Below are 21,760 nucleotides of genomic sequence, written 5' to 3'. Positions count from 1 at the left end.
CGCCCCTTAATGATCGTGCTTGTGGTCATGGTGGCCGCATCCGCAGCCATGGCCATGATCGTGGTGATGATCATGCTTGTGATCGTGCGAATGGCCATGATGCTCGTGAGCATGGTCATGGTGATGGTGGTCATGCCCGTGATGATGATGGTCGTAATCGCAGACATGCGTGCTGCGCTCGGGCTTGAAGGGGCGTTCCACCGGCGTCACGGTGCAGCCCTGTCCGCGCGCGAGTTCCGCAAGCGCCGGGTTGTTCTCGATATAGAGCGCGTCGTTCGTGATCTCGGCGAAGCCGTGATTGGAGCCCAGGTGCCAGGCAAGACGCATGAGGCGCAGTGGGTTCTCCGCCTTCACCTCCAGCAGCCCTTCGGACTTCGCCTTCACCTGAACGAGGCTGCCGTCCTCAAGCCGCAGCGCATCGCCGTCGTTGATGGTGGTTTCCATGTCGAGATCCATGTGGATCTCCGTGCCGCCCTCGCCCTTCAGATGAGCATGCCGGCGGCTCCTCGCCTCATGGTCGAGGGTAATGGTGTCGACGACACGGTCGGCCTTCACGGCGGGCTTGCGGACGATGGTGGTGACGCGGGGCATGGGTTTGTCTCAGGTTAAATCTGGTTCAGCGATAGATAGGAGGCCCAACCGGCCAATTTAATACTCAACCTTATCCGCCTTGTCCGCCCAAGCCTGGAACACCGCCTTGGCCTCCAGGCTCGGCAGGTGATCAGTCGGAATGAGGCGCTCCGAAATCGTCTTAGGGATTTCGTCATAGATCAAGCTGTCGTCGAAACCGATCTCGGCGGCATCCTGGCGGGTATTGGCGAAAACGATGCGCGACACCCGCGCCCAATAGGCCGAGGCCAGGCACATGGGGCACGGCTCGCAGCTCGTATAGAGCGTCGCGCCCTCCAGCGAGAAATCCCCAACCTCTTCGCAGGCGCGGCGGATCGCCGTCACCTCGGCATGCGCCGTGGGATCGTTGGCGGAGGTCACCTGGTTCCAGCCCTCGGCCAGAACCGTGCCGTCGCGCACGATCACGGCGCCGAACGGGCCGCCCGCGCCCTCGTCCATGTGTTGGCGAGACAGGTCGATGGCGCGCTTTAGGTAGTGCTGGTCTTGAGTGTTCGTGTCGGTCATGAGGATTTATGTATCGCCTGAGGGCCTGAGAGGCGAGAGATTTCGGTCAAGCTGGCGCCGCTCCCGTATCTGGAGGAGTTGCGCCACGACCGAAGCCGCGATCACGGCCGGGTCTTTGTCCGCGATGTCTGGAAGCCCGATGGGGCAGACCAGGGAGGTGATCCTCTCCTGCGGCAAGCCGAGTTCCCGGAAGCGCTTTTCGAATCGTGCCCGCTTCGTCGCACTGCCGATGAGGCCCACATAGGGGAAGCCGCGCCGCAGGGCCGCTGCCGTGATCGCCATGTCGAGGGGATGATCGTGGGTCATCACGAGGATGAGGGAATCCGCCCCCGCCTCGGCAATCTCGGCCTCGGGACTTTTCATGCGGATCGCCGATGCGTTGGCCGGAACGTGAGAAGGAAAAGCATCCTCCCGGTCATCGAGCCAACGGACAACGAACGGGAGAGGAGCAAGGGCTAGCACGAGCGCACGGCCCACATGGCCCGCGCCAAAGATCAGAACGGGCGTGCGATCCTCACCATGAGTCTCGCGCCACTCAGCGCCGGGGCTGGCATCCGCTTCCGATGCCAGCTCGCGCCTGACGCGACCATTGTCCATGCGGCATTCGAGGTCGAAGAGGCCACCCAGGCCCTCCGTTTCAGCGAAGGCGGCGATGTCGTCGAGGTCGCGCTTGTCGAACGTCTCGATGAGGATCTTCACGCGACCGCCGCAACATTGCCCGAGATCGGGCCCAAGCGCCTGATCGACGATGCGCGCAGGCCCTCGCCCGGCTGACAGCATCTCGCGGGCGATGTCGAGCATGAGGAACTCGAGCTGCCCGCCGCCAATGGTGCCGTGGAAGGCGCCATCGGGCCGCACGACCATGCGCGCATCCTTCTCGCGCGGCGCGGAGCCTTTCACGTCATGCACGGAAATCAGCGCCGCGACGCCGTGCCGCGTGATGAGATCGGTGAGCTGTCGCCAGACTCTCACCCCATCGGCCTCCCCCGCAGAGCCTCGCAGGCGCGCAGGATTGCCTCGGGCGTCGCAGGCGCATTCAACGGAACCGGCTTTGATGGATCGAGTGCATGGATCGCGTCGGCCAGTGCGCAAAACACGCTGTTCGCCAGCATGATCGGCGGCTCGCCCACGGCCTTTGAGCGGTAGATCGTCTCTTCGCGATTGGAATTGGGATACAGCGCCACGCGGAAATCAGCGGGGACGTCGGATGCCACCGGGATCTTGTAGGTGGACGGCGCATGCGTGAGCAGATGCCCCTCCTTGCTGAACACCAGCTCCTCCGTGGTGAGCCAACCCATGCCCTGCACGAAGCCGCCTTCGATCTGGCCGATATCGATGGCCGGGTTCAGGGAGCGCCCGACATCATGGAGAATATCCGTTCGCAATACGCGGTTCTCGCCGGTCAGCGTATCGACGATCACCTCGGAGCATGCCGCGCCATAGGCGAAATAGAAGAAGGGACGGCCCGTTCCCTTGGCACGATCCCAGGTGATCTTCGGTGTCTTGTAGTGTCCTGCCTCGGACATCGGAACGCGGGCGAGAATGCACTTCTTCGCAAGCTCGTCGAAGGGGATGCTTTCGTTGCCGATGAACACGCGGTCGTCGCGGAATTCGATCTGCTCCTCGGGAATGCCATAGGACTCGGCAGCATAAGCGATCATGCGCTTCTTGATCGCGCCCGCCGCGACCTTCGCCGCCATACCGTTGAGATCGGAGCCGGAAGACGCCGCCGTCGGCGAGGTGTTAGGTACCTTCGCGGTCGTCGTTGCAGTAATGCGCACGCGCTCCATGGCAATGCCGAATTCCTCGGCGACCACCTGTGCCACCTTGATGTAGAGCCCCTGCCCCATTTCGGTGCCGCCGTGATTCAAATGCACGGAGCCATCCTGATACACATGCACCAACGCACCTGCCTGATTCATATGCGTCAGCGTGAAGCTGATGCCGAACTTCACCGGCGTCAGCGACAATCCGCGTTTCATGATCGGAGACGAGGCGTTGAAGGCCGCAATCTCCTTGCGGCGCTCACGGTAGCTCGATGTTTCCTCGAGCCTGCGCACGAGATTGAGGAGCGTATCGGTTTCCTCCACCTCCATGCCGTAGGGCGTGAGGTTCTCACCCTGCCGGTAGAAATTGGCGTAGCGCACATCGAGCGGATCGCGACCCGTCGCCCAGGCGATCTGGTCCATCACATGCTCGATGGCGAGCATGCCCTGCGGACCGCCGAAACCGCGAAAGGCGGTGTTCGAGACCGTGTTGGTCTTCAGTCGTTTCGAGGCGATGTGGACGGCGGGCATCCAATAGGCGTTGTCGGCATGGAACATGGCGCGGTCCACCACGCCGGCTGACAGATCGGCAGAATAGCCGCAGCGTGCCAGCAGATCGACGCCATAACCCTGGATACGTCCCTCAGTATCGAAACCGACTTTCCAGTCGCAGCGGAAATCGTGACGCTTGCCGGTGAGGATGAAATCGTCGTCGCGGTCCAGGCGGATCTTGCACGGACGTCCCGTCACGCGCGCGGCCAGCGCCGCCGTCACGGCCCATTGCGTCGCCTGACTCTCCTTGCCGCCGAAGCCACCGCCCATGCGGCGTGTCTCGCAGGTCACGTAGGAATCGGGAATGTCGAGCACGCGGGCAACCACATGCTGCACTTCCGTCGGATGCTGGGTCGAGGAATAGACATGCACATCGCCGTCCTCGCCTGGAATGGCAAAGGCGACCTGCCCTTCAAGGTAGAAATGCTCCTGCCCGCCGACACGAAATTGGCCTTCGAGCCGATGCGGGGCCGCAGTGACGACAGCATCGACGTCGCCTCTGCCATAGGCATAATCCGGAAGAACTGTTTCGCCGCGCGCCAGAGCATCTTCGACGGTGATGCTCGGCGTCTCGGATTCGATCTCCATCACCGCCTTCTTCACCGCGCGCCGCGCAATGTCGCGGGTCGTGGCGACGACGGCAAAGACGGCCTGCCCGAGAAAGCTGATCTCGCTGTCGACGAAGAGCGGATCGTCGCCGAAAGCAGGCGAGACATCGTTCTTGCCGGGAATGTCGGCAATGGTGAGGACGGCAACGACACCCGGCGTGTTGCGAACGGCGGAAACATCGAGCGAAACCAGATGCCCACGCGCCTTCGGGGCCTGACCGATGGCCACATGCAGCGTGCCCTCGGGCTCACGAATGTCGTCGATGTATTGCGCAACGCCCTGCACATGCTTCGGGCCGGAATCGTGCGGCAGGGGCTTGCGGACGTGGCGAAGAAACTCCCCATCCTCCCCTTGAGTGGGAGGGTCGGAGCGCGTCAGCGATCCGGGGTGGGGTGGTAGCGCCGACATCGACGAGGTCGCGGATCCCACCCCCTCCCGCGCCTGCGGCGCGACCTCCCCCCTCAAGGGGGAGGTGGAAGCAGCGAAGGCTTTCGATTGCTCGTTCATGGCCCTACTCCGCCGCTTCCAGCGGTTCACGCAGGCCGATGATCCGCGTTGCGCGCGTTGCGCCGGAGGCCGCTTCGCTCAAGGCCTTGAACACAAGGTTGCGAGCGACGGTCGCGCGGTAGGCGGCGGATGCGCGATGATCGTCGAGCGGTTGGTAATCGCGGGCGATAGCAGCCAGGGCATCGCCCCAGGAAGACGGCTCGTCGAGGAAGATGCCGGCGAGCGCGGCTTCCGTCTCCACCGCGCGCTTCGGAATGCCTGCCATGCCGCCGAAGGCGATGCGCGCTTGAGTGATACGGCGGCCATCGAGCGTGAGCTTGAACACACCCAGCACAGCGGAAATATCTTCATCGAAACGTTTCGAGACCTTATAGGCGCGAAACACTTCATTGCCTTTGATCTTCGGCACCGTGACACGGCGCACGAACTCGCCGGGCAGACGATCCTGCTTGCGATAGGCGATGAAGAAGTTCTCAAGGGGGATGGCGCGCGTGGTCTCGCCCTGACGCAGCTCAAGCGTGGAGCCCAGCGCGATGAGCGCGGGCGCGAGATCGCCGATGGGCGAGCCGTTGGCGATGTTGCCGCCCACGGTTCCGGACGCCCGCACCTGGGCCGAACCGAAACGGCGCATCAGTTCGCCAAGGTCGGGGTCAATATTCTGCAAACCCGCGAAGGCCTGCGCGTGAGTAACCATCGCGCCGATGGTCAGGGTGTCGGCCTCATTTTCGATCCGGTCGAGGCTTGCAACGCGTCCGAGCCAGATGACCTTGTCGAGCTCGGCCATGCCCTTGGTAACCCAGAGGCCCACATCCGTGCAGCCCGCCACCAGGGTGGCATCCGAATGCTGCGCATAGAGCGCGGCGAGCGAAGCTTCGCTTGCGGGAGCGGCGAAGAAGCGTGTCTCATTTCCGATGAAAAGATCATGGCCATCAGCCATCCCGGCAAGGCCCCGCGCCGTTGTCTCGCTTGCTTTTGCGAACGCATCCTGAGGAGCGCCGGAACAGGCCTCAAGAGCCGCGTCGACGATGGGCCGATAGCCCGTGCAGCGACAGAGATTTCCGGCAAGAGCATCGTTGATATGCTCGCGGCTCAAGGGCCGCTCGGCCTCCTGATAGAGCGTGAATAGGCTCATCACGATGCCGGGGGTGCAGAAGCCGCATTGCGATCCGTGATGCGCAACCATGGCGGACTGGACCGGATGCAGCTCACCGCCTTGCGCGAGATCCTCGACAGTCACGACCTCTGTACCGTCCACCTGGCCGAGAAGCAGGATGCAGGCATTGACGGGCTCGTAATGGACGCGCCCATCCCGGACGCGGCCGATCGCCACCGTGCAGGCTCCGCAATCGCCCTCGGCGCAGCCTTCCTTGGTTCCGACCCGACGCTCCTGAAGTCTCAAATAGTCCAGAAGGGTGGTCCGCGGGTGAAAGCCGGAAACCTCGATGGGCTGCCCATTCCGCCAGAAACGGATTGCGTCTCTTGCCAAGATGATCCTCCGCCGGGTTCTTCCCGGCCTGTCATGGTGGGCCGGGAAGAATGGCGGAGCAAGAGCTTTTCGCCAAGGATACTTTCTGTGAATACCTTGACTTACCAGGTGCCCGTGTTCGGCATCGAGGCCCAGGGCTCCTGCGCGGGCTTGGGCTCGCCGCGCTGCAGCAACTCGATGGAGATGTTGTCGGGGGTCTTGATGAAGGCCATGTAGCCGTCCCGAGGCGGACGGTTGATGGTGATGCCCGCATCCATCAGCTTTTGGCAGGTCTCGTAGATATCGTCGACCCGATAGGCGAGATGGCCGAAATTCCGGCCGCCGGCATATTCGCTCTCATCCCAGTTATGGGTCAGCTCCAGAAGCGGGGCCTTGGTGTCCTTCGCCTTCTCCACGTCGCCGGGAGCTGCCAGGAACACGAGGGTGAAGCGGCCCTTCTCGTTGTCGATGCGGCGGACTTCGACCAGGCCGAACTTGTTGCAGAAGAAATCAAGGGACTGCTCCAGGTTCGAGACCCGGATCATCGTGTGGAGGTATTCCATAGCCAATCTCCTTATAAGCTTGGCTTATCCTGATGGAGCATTAGGCGGCGAGATCAAGGGTAATGCTTTATCCCTCTGCAAAAAGCCTTGGAATTGTCGAAGTGGGCGTGACTTTTAGCGCTTGTCGATTCAGACATTCTTGTCACCTGCCGCCAAACCCTTAAGCTTCAACGCAATCCAGTTTCACAAGAGAGTTGCCGATGCGCACCGATGTCGACCCTATCGTCCGGCTTGAGGATTACCGGCCCAGCGATTTCCTGATCGATAGGGTCGAGCTGGATGTCAGGCTCCATCCCACGGCCACGAAGGTGACGGCGCTGCTCTCCATGCGCCCCAACCCAGCCGGACGCTCGGATGTTCCCCTGGTGTTGGACGGAGACGAGCTGAACCTGAAGGCCCTTGCTCTCGATGGGCGCGAGCTGGAGGCTGGAGAGTATGAGGCGTCTCCTCAATCCCTCGTGATTTCCCAGCCGCCTCAGCACCCGTTCCAGCTCACCATCGAAACCGAGATCAACCCGACGGCGAACACCAAGCTCATGGGCCTTTACCGGTCCAGTGGGAACTATTGCACGCAATGCGAGGCCGAGGGCTTCAGGCGCATCACTTACTTTCTCGACCGCCCCGACGTTCTGGCCGTTTACACCACGCGCATCGAAGCCGATGAAGAAGAGGCGCCTGTTCTGCTCGGCAACGGCAACCCCGTCGAAAGCGGCGGCATCGAAGGCACGGGCCGTCACTACGCCGTGTGGCACGATCCCTTCCCGAAGCCGTCCTATCTCTTCGCCCTCGTCGGCGGACGCTTGGGCAAGGTCTCCAAGCCCTTCACCACCATGAACGGGCGCGAGGTGGAGATCGCCATCTATGTGGAGCCCGGCAAGGAGGGGCGCGCGGATTATGCACTCGATGCACTCGAACGCTCGATGCTCTGGGACGAGAAGGTCTGCGGCCGTGAATACGACCTCGATGTGTTCAACATCGTCGCCGTCTCCGACTTCAACATGGGCGCGATGGAGAACAAGGGCCTCAACATCTTCAACGACAAATACGTGCTGGCTTCTCCCGAGACGGCCACGGACGTGGATTACGCGAATATCGAAGCGATCATCGCGCATGAGTATTTCCACAACTGGTCCGGCAACCGCGTGACCTGCCGTGACTGGTTCCAGCTCTGCCTGAAGGAAGGGCTGACGGTTTTCCGCGACCAGGAATTCTCGTCAGACGAGCGCTCCCGCCCGGTTCATCGCATCGCTGAGGTAAAGACCTTGCAGGCGCGGCAGTTCCTGGAGGACGCAAGCCCCCTCTCCCATCCGGTGCGCCCGACCCAGTATCGCGAGATCAATAACTTCTACACCGCGACCGTCTATGAGAAAGGCGCGGAGATCGTGCGAATGCTCAAGACGATCATCGGCGATGCGGATTTCCGGCGCGGCATGGATCTCTATTATGAGCGCTGCGACGGGACTGCCGCCACGGTCGAGGACTTCCTGAAGGCCTTCGCCGACGTGACCGGGCAGGACCTCTCCCATTTCTCCCGCTGGTACGCCCAATCCGGCACGCCGCGCGTGAGCGTGCGCGGCCATTATGATGAAGGCGCCCGGACCTACCGGCTTGACTTCCAGCAGCAGACGCCTCCGACACCCGGGCAATCAACGAAGGAACCAATGGCGATCCCCGTCGTGCTCGGCCTCGTCGCGGAGAACGGCCAGCCGATAGAGGCCGCATGCGAGCGGGTGAATTCCCGTGGCGTATTCCTGTTCGACAAGGCTGAAGACAGCATCACCTTCACGGGTGTGGGCTCCCGTCCCGTTCCGTCAGTGTTCCGCGGCTTCTCGGCTCCGGTGAAGGTTTCCCTCGACCTGTCGAACGAAGACCTCATCGTGCTGCTCCGGCACGACAAGGACGCGTTCAACCGTTGGCAGGCGGCACAAACGGTGGCCATGCGGACGCTTGTCGCGCTTTCGACGGGAGTGGCTGTGAGCGGCGAGGAGATGGCCTCGCTGTCCGCCGCCTTCCGCGCCTTCATGGAAACAGATGCGCTGCGCGATCCCGCTTTCGCCGCGCTCGTTCTGTCGCTTCCCAGCGAAACCGACATTGCCCAGGAGATCGGCAGGGACGTAGACCCGGATGCAATCCACCATGCCCGCAAGGAAATGCGCCGGCATCTCGGCCAAAACTGCCTCAATCAGCTGACAGGCTTTTATCAATCGCTTGCGCCGACAGAGACCTATAGCCCCGATGCGGCAAGCGCCGGCAGAAGATCCTTGCGCAATGCAGCACTCGATCTTCTGACGGCTGCCGATCCGGAAGGAGGCGAGAGGCTTGCAAGCGAGCAGTTCGAGACGGCCACGAATATGACGGACCGGCTGGCAGCTTTAAGCGTCCTCATGACAATCCCTGGCGCGGTGCGCGAGAAAGTCATTGCAGACTTCGAGGAACGCTATCGCAACGAGCCGCTCGTGCTCGACAAGTGGTTCGGCCTGCAGGCCGCTATTCCTGAGGATACGACTCTCGATCGTGTGAAGCGGCTGATGGAGCATCCGGCCTTCTCGCTCAGCAATCCCAACCGCGTGCGCTCCCTGATCGGAAGCTTCGCGATGCTCAATCAGGTGCAGTTCAACCGGAAGGACGGAGCCGGTTACGCGTTCCTTAGCTCCATCGTGCTGCGCGCAGACGAGTTAAACCCCCAACTCGCGTCGCGTCTGCTCACCGCCTTCAGCAGTTGGAAGATGATGGAATCAACACGCCGCTCTCATGCGCGTCACGCGTTGCAATCCATCGCTCAAAAACCAAATCTTTCCCGTGATGTAGGGGACATTGTGAATCGGTCGCTTGAAGAGAGCGCAGACGCTTAGGCTTCGAAGTGATTTGGCAAGTGCAGCCTGGGTTATCCAGAAATATCCCCAGCCCCAAAAGGGTAATGAGAATTTTTTATTAACCTACGTGGTCACATAGCTAGACAAATCACTCGCCCGTGATTCTATTGTTGGTGATTCGGAGAGATGCGGCACGTCCTTCCGAATACAAGGACAGTAACGGTTCCGAAGGGAAGATCGCATGGCGGGGGCGGTGACCGCATGCGTACCCGCACGCGCGGGTACGATTCTGGGAGTAGCGCGATCAGACGCGAACCCGGCTTATCGTCGGCTCGAGCAGTATGAATCCCTGCTCCGGCTTGCAGTTCCTGCCGTTCTTATTCTCTTTCTCATTACGCTCGCCGGCAGTGCATGGATTCAGATCCGTGACGGGCGCCGCGACACCATGCTCGATGCCATCCAGGACATCGACATCATCGCTTCGCTTTCCGCAGCAAAGCTCGGCAATCATCGCGCTCCCACAGATCGGGCGCAGGCCGCTGCTCAGCTCAGCGGACTTGCCAAGGACATGCCGGCAAGCGCCCTGAACCAAAGCCGCCGCCTTCTTCTCATCGACCAGAGCGGCGTCGTGCTGGCCATGCATCCGTCTGCGGACAGCGTGCCCCAAACTCTCGCCGAGGTTCTCGGCGACGCACAGCCTCTGGCGCTGTTTGCAGACCGCGCCGGCGTGATGACCATCAAGATGGCCGGCGGCAACGAAGGCATCGCGACCGTGCGGGCGCTTCCGGCCTCCTCCGGTCAGATCGCCATCGTGCAGCCCCTGCCCCACGTTCTCGCAGGCTGGTGGACGCGCACCATCGGGCATGCCTCTCTGCTCGGCGCGACGATCATGGTGCTTCTCGGCATCGGCGTCGCTTACATAATGCAGGCGAACCGCGCCCGCGCCGCCGACGAAGTGTGCGAGAAGGTGCGCGATCGTATCGACTCCGCGCTCAACCGCGGCCGCTGCGGCCTGTGGGACTGGGATATCGGACGCGGGCGCATTTACTGGTCCGACTCCATGTACGAGCTGCTCGGCTACGAGCGGCAGGATGAGTTCCTCTCGTTCGGCGAAGTGAACACCATGATCCATCCCGAGGATCAGGATCTCTATACGCTCGCCGAACAGCTGGCCTCCGCCACCACCTCCCTCGTCGATTACGAGTTCCGCATTCGCAGCGTGAGCGGCGACTGGGTATGGCTGCGCGCCCGCGCCGAGCTGATGAACGATCCGGACGACGCGGCAAGCCACCTCGTCGGCATCGCCGTGGACGTTACCGAGCAGCGCGGCCTGGAAGAAAAGACCGCCCGCGCCGACGCGCGCCTGCATGACGCTATCGAGGCGATCTCCGAGGCCTTCGTGCTCTGGGATGCCAACAACCACCTCGTGCTGTGCAATTCGAAGTTCCAGAAGCTTCACGAGCTTCCGGCAGACGCCAACCTGCAGGGCAAGTCCTATGCGGAAGTGATGGCGCTTGGCCGCCCGCCGGAAGTGCAGCACCAGTTCCTGCGCCGTGAGCAGCAGGATGTGGGCGCCCGCACCTTCGAGGCCCGTCTCCAGGATGGCCGCTGGCTGCAGATCAACGAGCGCCGCACGAAAGACGGCGGCTACGTGTCGGTGGGTACAGACATTACTGCCCTCAAGCGCCATGAGCACCGTCTCGTCGAATCCGAGAAAGAACTCATCGCCACCGTCCTTGACCTCAAGCAGTCGCGCCAGAAGCTCGAAGCGCAGACGCATCAGCTTGCGGACCTCGCCGAGCGTTACCTCGACCAGAAAGCCCAGGCCGAGAGCGCCAACCGCGCCAAGTCGGAGTTCCTGGCCAACATGAGTCACGAGCTGCGCACGCCGCTCAACGCCATCATCGGCTTTGCGGAAGTGATGCAGAGCGGCATCTTCGGCAATCTCGGCTCGGACAAGTACGAGGAATACTGCACGGATATCCGCTCCAGCGGCGAATATCTCCTGTCGGTGATCAACGACATTCTCGACATGTCGCGCATCGAGGCTGGCCGCACGACGCTCAAGAAGCAGCCTCTCGAAGTTCATGGCTCGATCCAGCGCGCGTTGAAGCTCGTCAGCGAGCAGACCAAGGCCAAGAACCTCTCCGTCACCGTCGACGTGACGCCGGAAGATATCGTGGTAGCTGCCGACGAGCGCGCGCTTCACCAGATCCTCGTCAACCTGCTTCAGAACGCGACGAAGTTCACGAGCGACGGCGGCTGCATCACGGTGCGTACCCGTCTCGCGGGCGGCGCGGTCAACATCTATGTCGAAGACAACGGCATCGGCATTCCGGACAGTGCCCTGCACAAGCTCGGCCAGCCCTTCGAACAGGTCGAAACCGAGTTCTCGAAGAGCTACAAGGGCTCGGGCTTGGGCCTCGCCATTGCCCGCTCGCTCGCGGAACTCCATGGCGGCTCCTTGCGCATCAAGAGCCAGGAAGGCGTCGGCACCATCGTGCTCGTCCACTTGCCGATGACGGAAGCCACGAACGCCGACATTGCCCTGGCCGACGCCGCCGCATAAACCTTCGGGCTTCGCTCAGCGCAGCACGCGCTCATAAATCTCCCGCACATGCTGGCGCGTCGCATTGAGATGCGTCAGCAGCACCTTGGCATCTGGCAACCCGGCAATGGTGGCGAGCCGCTTGAAGATGGCAGGCGGCACATGATCAGGATCGAACTCTCCCTCTATCGCCAAGCGCTGCCACTGGAAGATCGCGCTGAACTGCCGATGAGCCTCGATCAACTCTCGCGCATCTTCATCCGAAATCAGACCAGCCTTGCAGGCCTCCTGAAAAGTCCCCTCGGGCGGCAAGCCCATGAGGGCAGGATGCTTGGACGAATGCGCGAGAACCAGCGCCTGCGCGATGAAGTCGAGATCGGTCAATCCGCCTTTCGCGAGCTTGAGATCCCAAGGCTTGTCGTCGCCCTTCTCCTGAGCGATCAGCTCGCGCATCACGCGCACTTCTGAGATCACGTGTTTGGGATCGCGCTTGGCGCTCACGATATGATTGATGGCCTCTCCTACTCGGTCCGCGAAGCCTGGATCTGCGACCAGGATGCGGGATCGCGTGAGCGCCATATGCTCCCACAACTCGGCCTCGCTCTGCTGGTAGGCGACGAAACCTTTGAATTGCGAAGCGACAGGCCCCTTGCCACCTTGAGGGCGCAGGCGAAGGTCCAATTCATAAAGAAGCCCTCGTCTCGTCGGCACGGTCAGAGCCGCGACGAGGCGCTGTGTCAGGCGCGTGTGATAGACGACGGCATCGAGCGGGCGCGGGCCTGTGCTCTCCCGCCGCTCCTCATCGAAATCATAGATCACGACGAGATCGAGATCGGAGCCCGCAGTCAGCTCTTTCGTGCCAAGGCGGCCGAGTCCCAGAATGGCAACCTGGGCTCCGGGAACGGTGCCATGTTCAACCTCGAACTCCGCGCGGACGCGCTCGAAAGACGCGCGGATAATGGCGGTGGCGATGGCCGCATAGGCTTCGCCCGCCTGGGAGGGAGAGATAATGTCGGAGAGCAGCCGCGCGCCGGTGATGAAGCGCATCTGCCGGGCGGCGTCGCGAGCGCGGTCGAGGAAGTCTTCGTAATTCCCAGGCGCGCCGATGATCTGCCTGACCTGCTCCTCGATGGCCGCTTCATCGACATGCGGAATGCCGAAGGCGGGATCGATCAGCACATCGAGCACATGGGGAGACTGCGCCACCGTATTGGCGAGACGCGGCGCGGTGCCGAGAAGATCGGCGAAACGCAGCCGCAGTCTTTCATGGGATTGCAGGATGGTGAGGAGCTCGACGGCGGCAGGCATGCGGCCAAAGGCACTGTCGAGAGCGGCGAGCGCACTATCGGGATCGGCGGTGCCGCCAAGGGCGGATAGCAGGGCTGGCGTCAGCTCTGTCAGCACCTCGCGCGCACGCTGGCTTGTGATCGCCGCGCGTCGTCCGAAGTGCCAGCCCCGCACCGTCTCAGCCGCTTTCTCCGGCTCACGGAAGCCCATGCGTTGAAGCGTGGCGAGAGTTTCCGGATCATCGCTAGTGCCGGTGAACACAAGGCTTCCCGCATCGGAGGCAAGCTCAGGCCCCTCTTCGAAGAGAAGCGCATAATGGCCCTGCACGATCTTGGCCTGATCGGTGAGCGCCTTCGAGAAGGCCTTGAGATTGGGATAGCCGCAGAACTTGGCGAAGCGCTTCAATTCCTCCTCATCCGAGGGCAGTCTCTGCGTCTGCTCATCCGCCACCATCTGCAGCCGGTGCTCGATGGTGCGCAGGAAACGATAGGCATGGGACAGTTCATCCCGCGCCTGCGCAGTAATCCAGCCTTCGTTGTGCAGTTCAACCAGCATGTCGAGGGTGCGCCGCCCGCGAAGCGCGGGGCGCCTGCCGCCGAACACCAGCTGCTGCGTCTGCACGAAAAACTCGATCTCGCGGATGCCGCCGCGACCTAGTTTGATGTCATGCCCCGCCACCGCGATCTGGTCATGCCCACGCACCGCATGGATCTGCCGCTTCATGGCATGCACGTCGGCAATGGAGGCGAAGTCGAAATACTTGCGCCAGATGAAGGGGCGCAGCTCCTTGAGGAAATTTTCGCCGAGCGTCAAATCGCCCGCGACGGGCCGCGCCTTGATGAAGGCTGCGCGCTCCCAGTTCTGCCCGAGCGTCTCATAATAGACATAAGCCGAGGACAGGGACATAGCCGTGGGCGTCGAGCCCGGATCGGGGCGCAGGCGATAATCGACGCGATGCACATAGCCATTGGCGGTGCGCTCCTGCAGCAGCTTGGAAAGATGCTGAGCGATGCGGGTATAGATGGTCGTCGCCTCGGCGCCTTCCTTGAGCGCAGAGGTTTCGGGATCGAAGAACACGACAAGGTCGATATCGCTGGAATAGTTGAGCTCCCCTGCCCCGTGTTTGCCCAAAGCGAGCACGGTGACACCCGAGCCTGCGCCCGGATCATCCGGGTTCTGCAAGGTGATGCGCCCAAGGTCCGCTGTTTCCGTCAGGATCAAGTTCAAGCCACCGCATACGGAGGCATCGGCAAAGCCCGACAGGGCCTTAGTGACCTCCTCCGTTCCCCAAAGTCCGCCGATATCGGCAAGAGCGACGAGAAGCGCGTGGCAATTGCGGTTGCGCCGGAAGGCCGCCACCGCATCGTCCCGTGTCATCTCCCCATCTCGAACGCGACGGAACAGGCCAGCCTGATCAGCGACGATGGAGGCATGAACCGTCTCCGGTTCCTCCAGGGCAAGCCTTGCCGTGCGAAGCGGATCGGCCATCACGAGTTGCCAAAGGAACGGGGAATAATCAGCCAGCGCCAGCAGGAGATCGCGGAAAAGGCCCTCTTCGATATGCCGCAGGAGTGCCGCCACCTCCGGCTCATCGCGGAGCCGCTCAAGGAACTCCGCCAGCTGCGCCTTGGCCTTCTTGAGGTCGGAAACGGGCGGAGCCTGGGTCAAGCGGCTGATGAAGGAGCGGTTCTGGTCCGGCACGGCCAATCCATCCATAACGAGAGATGGCCTGAGTGTTCACGCCGCCGCGTCGGAGGCAACCGAAAACTGATCCGCCTCCAATGCGACTTCATGCTCAGGCAGCAGGTGCCAAGGCGGCTTGCGGAACCTGAACATCCTTCAGGGGCAGGATCAGGACCACGCGCAAACCAGGCGCGTTATCCTCCAGCAAGAGGCGCCCCTCATGCAGCCGCGCCACGGCAGCGGCAAGGCTGAGCCCCAGGCCAAAGCCTGGGCGCGAGCGGGCCGTCTCCAAGCGCACGAAACGCTCCAGCACATGGCTGCGCTCGCTCTCCGGAATACCGGGGCCGCGATCCGCCACGACGATCCGCGCTTCATTCCCGATGCGCTGGGCCGATACGCTGACCGTTTGAGCACTTCCATCGTGGGACGCGCCATATTTCAGCGCATTGTCGAGGAGATTGGCCATCGCCTGGCCCAGCAATTCGCGGCTACCGTGGATCGGCAATCCGTTCTCGATGGAGACTTCGAGCGAAACCCCTGCTTCTTCGGCGAGAGCATCATAAAGCTCCGCGACATCACGAACAGCTTCCGCCGCATCGAAATCGGCCAGAGCCTCGCGGGCATTGCCGGCCTCCAATCGCGCGATCATGAGAAGCGCGTTGAAAATGCGGATCAGGTTGTCGCTTTCCTCTATGGTCGCTTCAAGTGCCGCCTTCAGCTCATCGGGCGTCTTCGCGGTTCTGAGCGCCTCGTCCGCCTTGTTGCGCAGGCGCGTGAGCGGCGTTTTCAAATCGTGGGCAATGTTGTCGGACACTTCGCGCATGCCGCGCATCAACTCGCCGATGCGGTCGAGCATATCGTTGAGGTTATGGGCGAGACGGTCGAGTTCGTCTCCGGTTCCCACGATCCTCAGGCGTCCGTCGAGATCGCCCGCCATGATGTCGCGCGTGGTATCCGTCATGTCGTCGACACGCTTGAGAACACGGCGCGCGATGAACCAGCTGCCGAGGCACCCCAGAACACCGATGAACAAAAGGGAATAGCCGAAAGCGCGATGGATGACGTCTCGCAGGCGAATGCGCTCCTCGATGTCGCGGCCAACGAGCAGACGGAAATCACCGGGCAGTTGGTAGACTCGCACCAGTGCCACGTTGGGCTTTGTGTCTGTCTCATCCGTTCGATTGTAGAGCGTCTCGAACTCACCGAGGCGGTCGATCACGCCGGGGGGCAAGGCCCCGACATTGCCGGCGACCCGCTCTCCGAGAGAGGTGGTCACCAGATAAAGCGATGCGCCCGGCGCGCGGGAGCGCCGTTCGACCGCGGTCACCAGCCGCCGAAGACCGCCGTTCCTGTAAATTCCGGAGAGACTGTTGATCTCCGTATCGATGCTCAGGACGAACTGGTCCGTCAGGAGTTTCTGCGCGCTCCAGGCAACATAGCCCAGCGTAGCAAAGGCGAAGAGCGTGAAGACGACGAGATAGGCGAAGGACAGCTTGAACGCGGTGGTCCGGAAGAGTTTGCCAAGAGCGGTCATACGAGCAGTCATGCGGACACGCTCATTCCTCGCCGTCCACAGCACCGACGCGGACCATGTAACCCGCGCCGCGAATGGTGTGAATGAGCGGCTTGTCGAAGCCCTTGTCGATCTTGGACCGCAAACGCGACACGTGAACGTCGATCACGTTGGTCTGCGGATCGAAATGATAATCCCACACATGCTCCAGCAGCATGGTGCGTGTAACCACCTGATTGGCGTTCTTCATCAGGTATTCGAGAAGCCTGAATTCGCGCGGTTGCAGCACGATCTCATGGCCCGAGCGCGTCACCCGATGCGACAGGCGGTCGAGTTCGAGATCGGCAATGCGATAGAGTGTCGGCTCCGCGCTGGGCGTGGAGGCGCGTCGGCGCGCGAGAACCTCGATGCGTGCCAGAAGCTCGGAGAAGGCGTAAGGCTTGGGGAGATAATCGTCGCCGCCGGCGCGAAGGCCTTTCACCCGGTCATCGACCTGGCCGAGGGCGGAGAGGATGAGAACAGGCGTCTCGACCTTCTGCTCGCGCAGCGAGCGGATGAGGGAAAGGCCATCGAGTTTCGGCAGCATGCGGTCGACGACGAGCACGTCGTAATCTCCCGCCTCGGCCATGGCATATCCATCGAGCCCGTCGGCGGCATGATCCGCTACATGGCCCGTTTCCCGAAATGCCTTCACGAGGTAGGAGGCCGCCTCTTTGTCGTCCTCGATGATCAGAATCCGCATGGCCTGTCTATAACGCAGTTGAGCCCGACGGCAGGTCGGCCTGGAGGGGAAAAGGCCAACCTGCCGCGGGCAGAAGACACCAGGTGTCGGGGGCAAGCAACACTTAAGGTCCTGGTGCTCTACTCTTTGTTGAGGATCAGACGCCCTTCGGCTGGCTGGCGACCTCGAGGGTTACCGTCCGTTCCTTGCCTTCACGCCAGAGCGTGAGCGACAGGCTCTTGCCGGGTGCGACCTGGGCGACCTTGCGGGACAGATCCTTGGCCTCGTTGATCGGCTGGCCGTCCACGGCGACGATGGTATCGCCCGTGCGGACACCGGCCTTCGCAGCGGGACCGTCCTTGATCGCCTCGGCCACCAGAGCGCCCTTGGCTTCCTTGAGGCCGATAGCTTCCGCGATCTCCTTGGTCACGGGCTGCATCTGCACGCCGATGAAGCCGCGGGTCACGGAACCCTTGTCCTTCAAGGACGTCACGATCTGATCGACCGTGGTCGCCGGGATGGCAAACGCAATACCCACATTGCCGCCCGACGGCGAGAAGATCGCCGTGTTCACGCCCACAACCTCGCCGGAGAGGTTGAAGGTCGGGCCACCTGAGTTGCCCTTATTCACGGAGGCGTCGATCTGGATAAAGTCGTCGTATGGGCCAGCGCCGATATCCCGGTGCTGAGCCGAGACGATGCCGGCCGTCACCGTGCCGCCGAGGCCGAAGGGGTTACCGATGGCGACGACCCAATCGCCGATGCGGGCTTTCTGGCCTGCGAGGCGCACATAGGGGAAGTCATTGCCTTCGACCTTGAGCAGGGCAAGGTCGGTCTTGGAATCGGTTCCGATGACCTTGGCGTCGAGGGTCTTGCCGTCATCCATGGTGATCTGAACCTCGGAGGCATTGTCGACCACGTGATTGTTGGTCACGACATAGCCGTCGGCCGAGATGAAGAAGCCTGAGCCGAGGGACTGGCCAAACTGGCGGGGACGCTGCTGGCGAGGACCACGCTCTCCGCGCTCGCCCGGCATCTGATCCCGGAACTGGCGGAAGAAGCGCTCCATCGGGTGGCCGGGAGGCAGATCGGGCATGGAAAATTGCGGTCCGCCCTCATCGTCGCCTCGGTCGGCCACATTCTGCACCTTGACCTTCACGGCCACGACGGCAGGTTTCACGCGCTCGATCACATCGGCGAAGGACGGAACATTCTGGACCGGCTGCGACATGGAGCGCAACTCGGCATGGGCAGGATTAGGAGCGACGAGGCCGGTTCCAAGGGAGCCGCCGGTAATCAGGGCGGCCACGGCTGCGGCGCCGAGCCATTTCGCAGTACGCTTACGGACGGGATTGGAAGCCTTGTCCAACATCTCTTCTCTCTCCTGAAAAGAACCCATCGGGGTTCATGTTGAGAGGAAGATGGGGTTTGCCGCCTTACGATACCCTCACGCCAAGATGAAATGTTGGTAAGGTTTTAGACCCTCAGCCATTCATTTGCTTCGGCGAGACAGGCGTGACGGCCTTTTGCTGGCAATCTTCCTGGCCTTGGACGTCCTGACCGAAGCCGCTTTCACCTTCCGCCGACCGATGCCCTTCGCAAATTTCGCGGGCTTCTTCCGGTTCGATACGAGAGTATCTTTCCGGTGCGTGTCGGGTGCAGCGTCGAGCGCTCGCTCCGGCGGGAGCGGCGGGCTTTCGGCGGCAGCGACAAAGATTCGGGCCATGCAGCGGCTTACATGAGCGGCTCGCCGTTCCACGATACGCCGGAATTCATCGACGCCGATCTTCCCGACAGGTGCGATGCGGGTTCTCGCTTCCTGACGACAGGTTTCGCGTTTGGCGACGAGATTCTCATCGGATTGAGCAGCAAAAGGCAAAATGAAAAAGAGACAGGTAAATCCAAAGGCCGCAGCTTTCACGACCGTACCTTTCAGGCCAGATATCAGGAAATCGACAGCCCGATAGCACTAGCTTTGCGGTTTGGCGCAGCGACAAGTTGGCTTGTTCAATGGAAACGACAGAGCCGTTTCCATGCGAGGAATACGCACCCATTCCGTGCGGACTACACTCCTCGAAACCTCTCAATGAGGGAAGTTACACCCATTCACGAAGCATGGATGAAACGCAGGAAGTACCTGCGCTTTTAGTCAAGCGTCCTGATTACGCTTGAGCAGATTCTCCAGCGCCTTCCGCTCCTCCGCATCGAGGGCCGCAGCAGGACGCGGACGGTGCCGCATGGCGGCATAGACGCCGATGCCACCGAGAAGCAGAACGAGTGCCGGGGTTAGCCACAGCAACAGTGTGTGAGCACCGAAAGTGGGCTTGAGCAGAACGAACTCGCCGTAACGCTGGACGAGGAAGCTCTCCACCTGCTTGTCGGTATCACCGGCAACAAGACGCTCGCGCACGAGAACCCGCAGATCCTTGGCAAGCTGCGCGTCTGAATCGTCGATGGATTGGTTCTGACAGACGAGGCAACGCAGGCCCGAGGAGATTTCGCGAGCGCGCTTTTCGAGAGCGGTATCCTTCAGCACCTCGTCCGGCTGAACGGCAAAAGCCGATGCGCTGAAAACGAGGGCCGCCAAGAGACTGAGAACAAACCGCATCGCTTACTCCGCAGGCACGGCTGCAGCAGCTGGGATCTTGGCCCGAACTGGAGCGCCGATGCGCAGGCGCCGGTCCGTCAGGGAAATGCCGCCGCCCAAGGCCATGACGACGGAGCCGATCCAGATCAGCAGCACGAGCGGCTTGTAGTAGATCCGCACGCCGACTGAGCCATCGTTCTGCACTTCACCGAGGCTCACATAAACCTGGCCGAGGCCCACGGTCATGATGCCCGCTTCCGTCGTCGGCATGCCGCGGGTCACGTAGAGGCGCTTCATGCTCTCCAGAGTGCCGAGCTCATGGCCCTGCCGGTAGATGGTGAAGACAGCGGCATCTTCGCGGTAATTGGCTTCCGTGCGTGGCACGACACGCTCGAGTCTGGCCTCGTAATCGCCAGCCTTGATGCGCTCTCCAAGTTTGACGGTTGCGAGGCCTTCAACGCCCCAGGCCGTCGCGGCAATGCCGATGACCGTCAGGCCGACGCCCGCATGGGCGATCACCGTGCCCCATGTGGAGCGCGGCAGGTTGGCAGCCTTGCGCCAAGCCACCGAAAGAGGTGTGCCCTTCGCCCAGGAGCGGGTCACGATCTCGTTCAGCGAACCGAGAATAAGGTAGACGCCAAGACCTATGCCGAGCGGAGCAGCGACGGGTCCGCCATACTCGAAGGCGAACATCGCGATGGTGGCAAGCAGCGAAATGCCGAACACGGCGTAAAGACGCTGCGCGGTCCCGAGAAAATTTCCGCGCTTCCAGGCGAGCGTCTGGCCAAAGGGCAGAAGCAGGAGAAGCGGAAGAATGAGCGGGATGAAAGTCAGATTGAAGAATGGTTCGCCGACCGAAATCTTCTCGCCCGTTACAACCTCGAGCGCCAGCGGATAGAGCGTGCCGATCAGAACCGTAGCACAGGCCGTCGCCAGGAAAAGATTATTCACCACGAGCGCGCCCTCGCGCGAGACGGGTGCGAACAATCCACCCTGCTTGAGCATCGGCGCCCGCCACGCGAACAGCGCGAGCGAGCCACCGATGAACAGGATGAGGATGCCGAGAATGAAGGTGCCGCGTTCCGGATCGACAGCGAAGGAATGGACGGATGTCAGCACGCCCGAGCGCACCAGGAAGGTGCCGAGCAGCGACAGGGAGAAGGTGAGAATGGCGAGCAGGATCGTCCAGACCTTCAGCGCATCGCGCTTTTCCATGACGACGGTGGAATGCAGCAGGGCCGTGCCTGCAAGCCACGGCATGAGCGAGGCGTTCTCCACCGGGTCCCAGAACCACCAGCCGCCCCAGCCGAGTTCGTAATAGGCCCAGTAGGAACCCATCGCGATGCCGAGGGTCAAGAACGCCCAGGCACCGAGCGTCCAAGGCCGGACGATGCGTGCCCATACCGCATCGATGCGCCCGTCGATCAACGCGGCGCAAGCAAATGCGAACGAGATCGAGAAGCCGACATAGCCGATGTAGAGAAGCGGCGGATGGATCGCGAGGCCGGGATCCTGCAGCAGCGGGTTCAGATCCTGCCCCTCGGCCGCTGCCGGAATAAGGCGCGTGAAAGGATTCGACGTCAGCAGGATGAAGAGCAGGAAAGCGATAGTGATCGCAGCCTGAACCGCCAACGTGTTGGCCTGCAACCGCATCGGGATGCTGTCTTTGGCGAGAGCCACGACCGATCCGAACAGCGCGAGGATCAGCACCCACAACAGCATCGAGCCTTCGTGGTTACCCCACACACCGGAGATCTTGTAGATGAGAGGCTTTGCCGAATGCGAATTCTCGACCACGTTCACGACTGAGAAGTCAGACGTCACATAGGCGACCGTCAACGCCAGGAATGAAAAGGCGATGCAGACGAAGACGGCCAGACCCGTCACAGGCCCCACCGACATCAGAACGGGATCGTTGGCGCGCGCGCCCCAAAGCGGCACGATGAACTGGATCAGGGATAACCCGAGCGCCAGTGCGAGCGCGAAATGTCCAGCCTCGACGATCACCGGGC

General features: G+C 62.0%; 15 protein-coding genes. 3 read left to right on the top strand and 12 right to left on the bottom strand.

The features are described 5' to 3' along the window. Nucleotides 1-6 precede the first annotated feature (6 nt). The 6 genes from MHY87_RS06700 to MHY87_RS06675 form a co-directional block, all read right to left on the bottom strand. Nucleotides 7-591 (bottom strand): urease accessory protein UreE, encoded by a 585-nt coding sequence (locus tag MHY87_RS06700; protein ID WP_239350558.1) that lies wholly within the window; start codon nt 589-591, stop codon nt 7-9. A 57-nt stretch (nt 592-648) separates the two neighbouring features. Continuing rightward, entirely contained in the window at nt 649-1,134 is a 486-nt protein-coding gene (locus MHY87_RS06695; protein WP_239350557.1) for a nucleoside deaminase, read from the bottom strand. A gap of 6 nt (nt 1,135-1,140) precedes the next feature. Beyond that, on the bottom strand, nt 1,141-2,106 hold the full coding sequence (xdhC, locus tag MHY87_RS06690; protein ID WP_239350556.1) for a xanthine dehydrogenase accessory protein XdhC: 966 nt from the start codon (nt 2,104-2,106) through the stop codon (nt 1,141-1,143). Continuing rightward, entirely contained in the window at nt 2,103-4,568 is a 2,466-nt protein-coding gene (xdhB, locus tag MHY87_RS06685; protein ID WP_239350555.1) for a xanthine dehydrogenase molybdopterin binding subunit, read from the bottom strand. Before xdhB ends, xdhC begins: the two co-directional genes overlap by 4 nt. A 4-nt stretch (nt 4,569-4,572) precedes the next feature. Further along, nucleotides 4,573-6,054, bottom strand: coding sequence for a xanthine dehydrogenase small subunit (gene xdhA / locus MHY87_RS06680; RefSeq protein WP_239350553.1), 1,482 nt, complete (start codon nt 6,052-6,054; stop codon nt 4,573-4,575). Between the two features lie 101 nt (nt 6,055-6,155). Next, nucleotides 6,156-6,596, bottom strand: coding sequence for a VOC family protein (locus MHY87_RS06675; protein ID WP_239350551.1), 441 nt, complete (start codon nt 6,594-6,596; stop codon nt 6,156-6,158). A 200-nt stretch (nt 6,597-6,796) separates the two neighbouring features. On the opposite strand from MHY87_RS06675, the gene pepN reads away from it, so the two are divergent. Together pepN and MHY87_RS06665 are read left to right on the top strand one after the other, a co-directional pair. Beyond that, nucleotides 6,797-9,448, top strand: coding sequence for an aminopeptidase N (pepN, locus tag MHY87_RS06670; protein WP_239350549.1), 2,652 nt, complete (start codon nt 6,797-6,799; stop codon nt 9,446-9,448). A 202-nt stretch (nt 9,449-9,650) separates the two neighbouring features. Continuing rightward, nucleotides 9,651-11,978 carry a PAS domain-containing sensor histidine kinase gene (locus MHY87_RS06665; RefSeq protein WP_239350547.1) on the top strand — a complete coding sequence of 776 codons (2,328 nt, stop codon included), beginning with the start codon at nt 9,651-9,653 and terminating at the stop codon, nt 11,976-11,978. A gap of 15 nt (nt 11,979-11,993) precedes the next feature. Here MHY87_RS06665 and MHY87_RS06660 read toward each other — a convergent pair whose 3' ends face one another. The 4 genes from MHY87_RS06660 to MHY87_RS06645 form a co-directional block, all read right to left on the bottom strand. Then, nucleotides 11,994-14,960, bottom strand: a complete 2,967-nt coding sequence (locus tag MHY87_RS06660; protein ID WP_239350545.1) for a bifunctional [glutamine synthetase] adenylyltransferase/[glutamine synthetase]-adenylyl-L-tyrosine phosphorylase — start codon at nt 14,958-14,960, stop codon at nt 11,994-11,996. A gap of 79 nt (nt 14,961-15,039) precedes the next feature. Next, nucleotides 15,040-16,473: an ATP-binding protein gene (locus MHY87_RS06655; RefSeq protein ID WP_239350543.1), complete on the bottom strand. Its 1,434-nt coding sequence runs from the start codon at nt 16,471-16,473 to the stop codon at nt 15,040-15,042. A 10-nt stretch (nt 16,474-16,483) separates the two neighbouring features. Next, on the bottom strand, nt 16,484-17,182 hold the full coding sequence (locus MHY87_RS06650) for a response regulator transcription factor (protein ID WP_239350541.1): 699 nt from the start codon (nt 17,180-17,182) through the stop codon (nt 16,484-16,486). A 136-nt stretch (nt 17,183-17,318) separates the two neighbouring features. After that, on the bottom strand, nt 17,319-18,533 hold the full coding sequence (locus MHY87_RS06645; RefSeq protein WP_370644855.1) for a S1C family serine protease: 1,215 nt from the start codon (nt 18,531-18,533) through the stop codon (nt 17,319-17,321). A 366-nt stretch (nt 18,534-18,899) separates the two neighbouring features. On the opposite strand from MHY87_RS06645, the gene MHY87_RS06640 reads away from it, so the two are divergent. After that, on the top strand, nt 18,900-19,310 hold the full coding sequence (locus MHY87_RS06640; RefSeq protein ID WP_239350539.1) for a hypothetical protein: 411 nt from the start codon (nt 18,900-18,902) through the stop codon (nt 19,308-19,310). Here MHY87_RS06640 and MHY87_RS06635 read toward each other — a convergent pair whose 3' ends face one another. Then, a complete protein-coding gene (locus MHY87_RS06635) occupies nt 19,311-19,769 on the bottom strand; it encodes a cytochrome c-type biogenesis protein (RefSeq protein ID WP_239350537.1) in 459 nt (152 codons plus the stop codon). It lies immediately after the preceding gene. A 3-nt stretch (nt 19,770-19,772) separates the two neighbouring features. Beyond that, nucleotides 19,773-21,755 carry a heme lyase CcmF/NrfE family subunit gene (locus tag MHY87_RS06630; protein ID WP_239350535.1) on the bottom strand — a complete coding sequence of 661 codons (1,983 nt, stop codon included), beginning with the start codon at nt 21,753-21,755 and terminating at the stop codon, nt 19,773-19,775. Between the last annotated feature and the right edge of the window lie 5 nt (nt 21,756-21,760).

It is taken from the genome of Microvirga sp. ACRRW (genome assembly GCF_022346925.1).
Lineage (GTDB): Bacteria > Pseudomonadota > Alphaproteobacteria > Rhizobiales > Beijerinckiaceae > Microvirga.
Note: the sequence above shows the minus strand (reverse complement) of the source record. Positions and strands in the feature narration are given on the sequence as shown.

Bases quoted from the DNA above. Each gene is read 5' to 3' on its own strand.
- MHY87_RS06645 (WP_370644855.1), bottom strand. From the start codon at position 18,533: ATGTTGGACAAGGCTTCCAATCCCGTCCGTAAGCGTACTGCGAAATGG.
- MHY87_RS06655 (WP_239350543.1), bottom strand. From the start codon at position 16,473: ATGACTGCTCGTATGACCGCTCTTGGCAAACTCTTCCGGACCACCGCG.
- MHY87_RS06635 (WP_239350537.1), bottom strand. From the start codon at position 19,769: ATGCGGTTTGTTCTCAGTCTCTTGGCGGCCCTCGTTTTCAGCGCATCG.
- MHY87_RS06665 (WP_239350547.1), top strand. From the start codon at position 9,651: ATGGCGGGGGCGGTGACCGCATGCGTACCCGCACGCGCGGGTACGATT.
- MHY87_RS06640 (WP_239350539.1), top strand. From the start codon at position 18,900: ATGAGCGGCTCGCCGTTCCACGATACGCCGGAATTCATCGACGCCGAT.
- MHY87_RS06660 (WP_239350545.1), bottom strand. From the start codon at position 14,960: ATGGATGGATTGGCCGTGCCGGACCAGAACCGCTCCTTCATCAGCCGC.
- MHY87_RS06675 (WP_239350551.1), bottom strand. From the start codon at position 6,596: ATGGAATACCTCCACACGATGATCCGGGTCTCGAACCTGGAGCAGTCC.
- MHY87_RS06700 (WP_239350558.1), bottom strand. From the start codon at position 591: ATGCCCCGCGTCACCACCATCGTCCGCAAGCCCGCCGTGAAGGCCGAC.
- pepN (WP_239350549.1), top strand. From the start codon at position 6,797: ATGCGCACCGATGTCGACCCTATCGTCCGGCTTGAGGATTACCGGCCC.
- xdhB (WP_239350555.1), bottom strand. From the start codon at position 4,568: ATGAACGAGCAATCGAAAGCCTTCGCTGCTTCCACCTCCCCCTTGAGG.
- MHY87_RS06695 (WP_239350557.1), bottom strand. From the start codon at position 1,134: ATGACCGACACGAACACTCAAGACCAGCACTACCTAAAGCGCGCCATC.
- MHY87_RS06650 (WP_239350541.1), bottom strand. From the start codon at position 17,182: ATGCGGATTCTGATCATCGAGGACGACAAAGAGGCGGCCTCCTACCTC.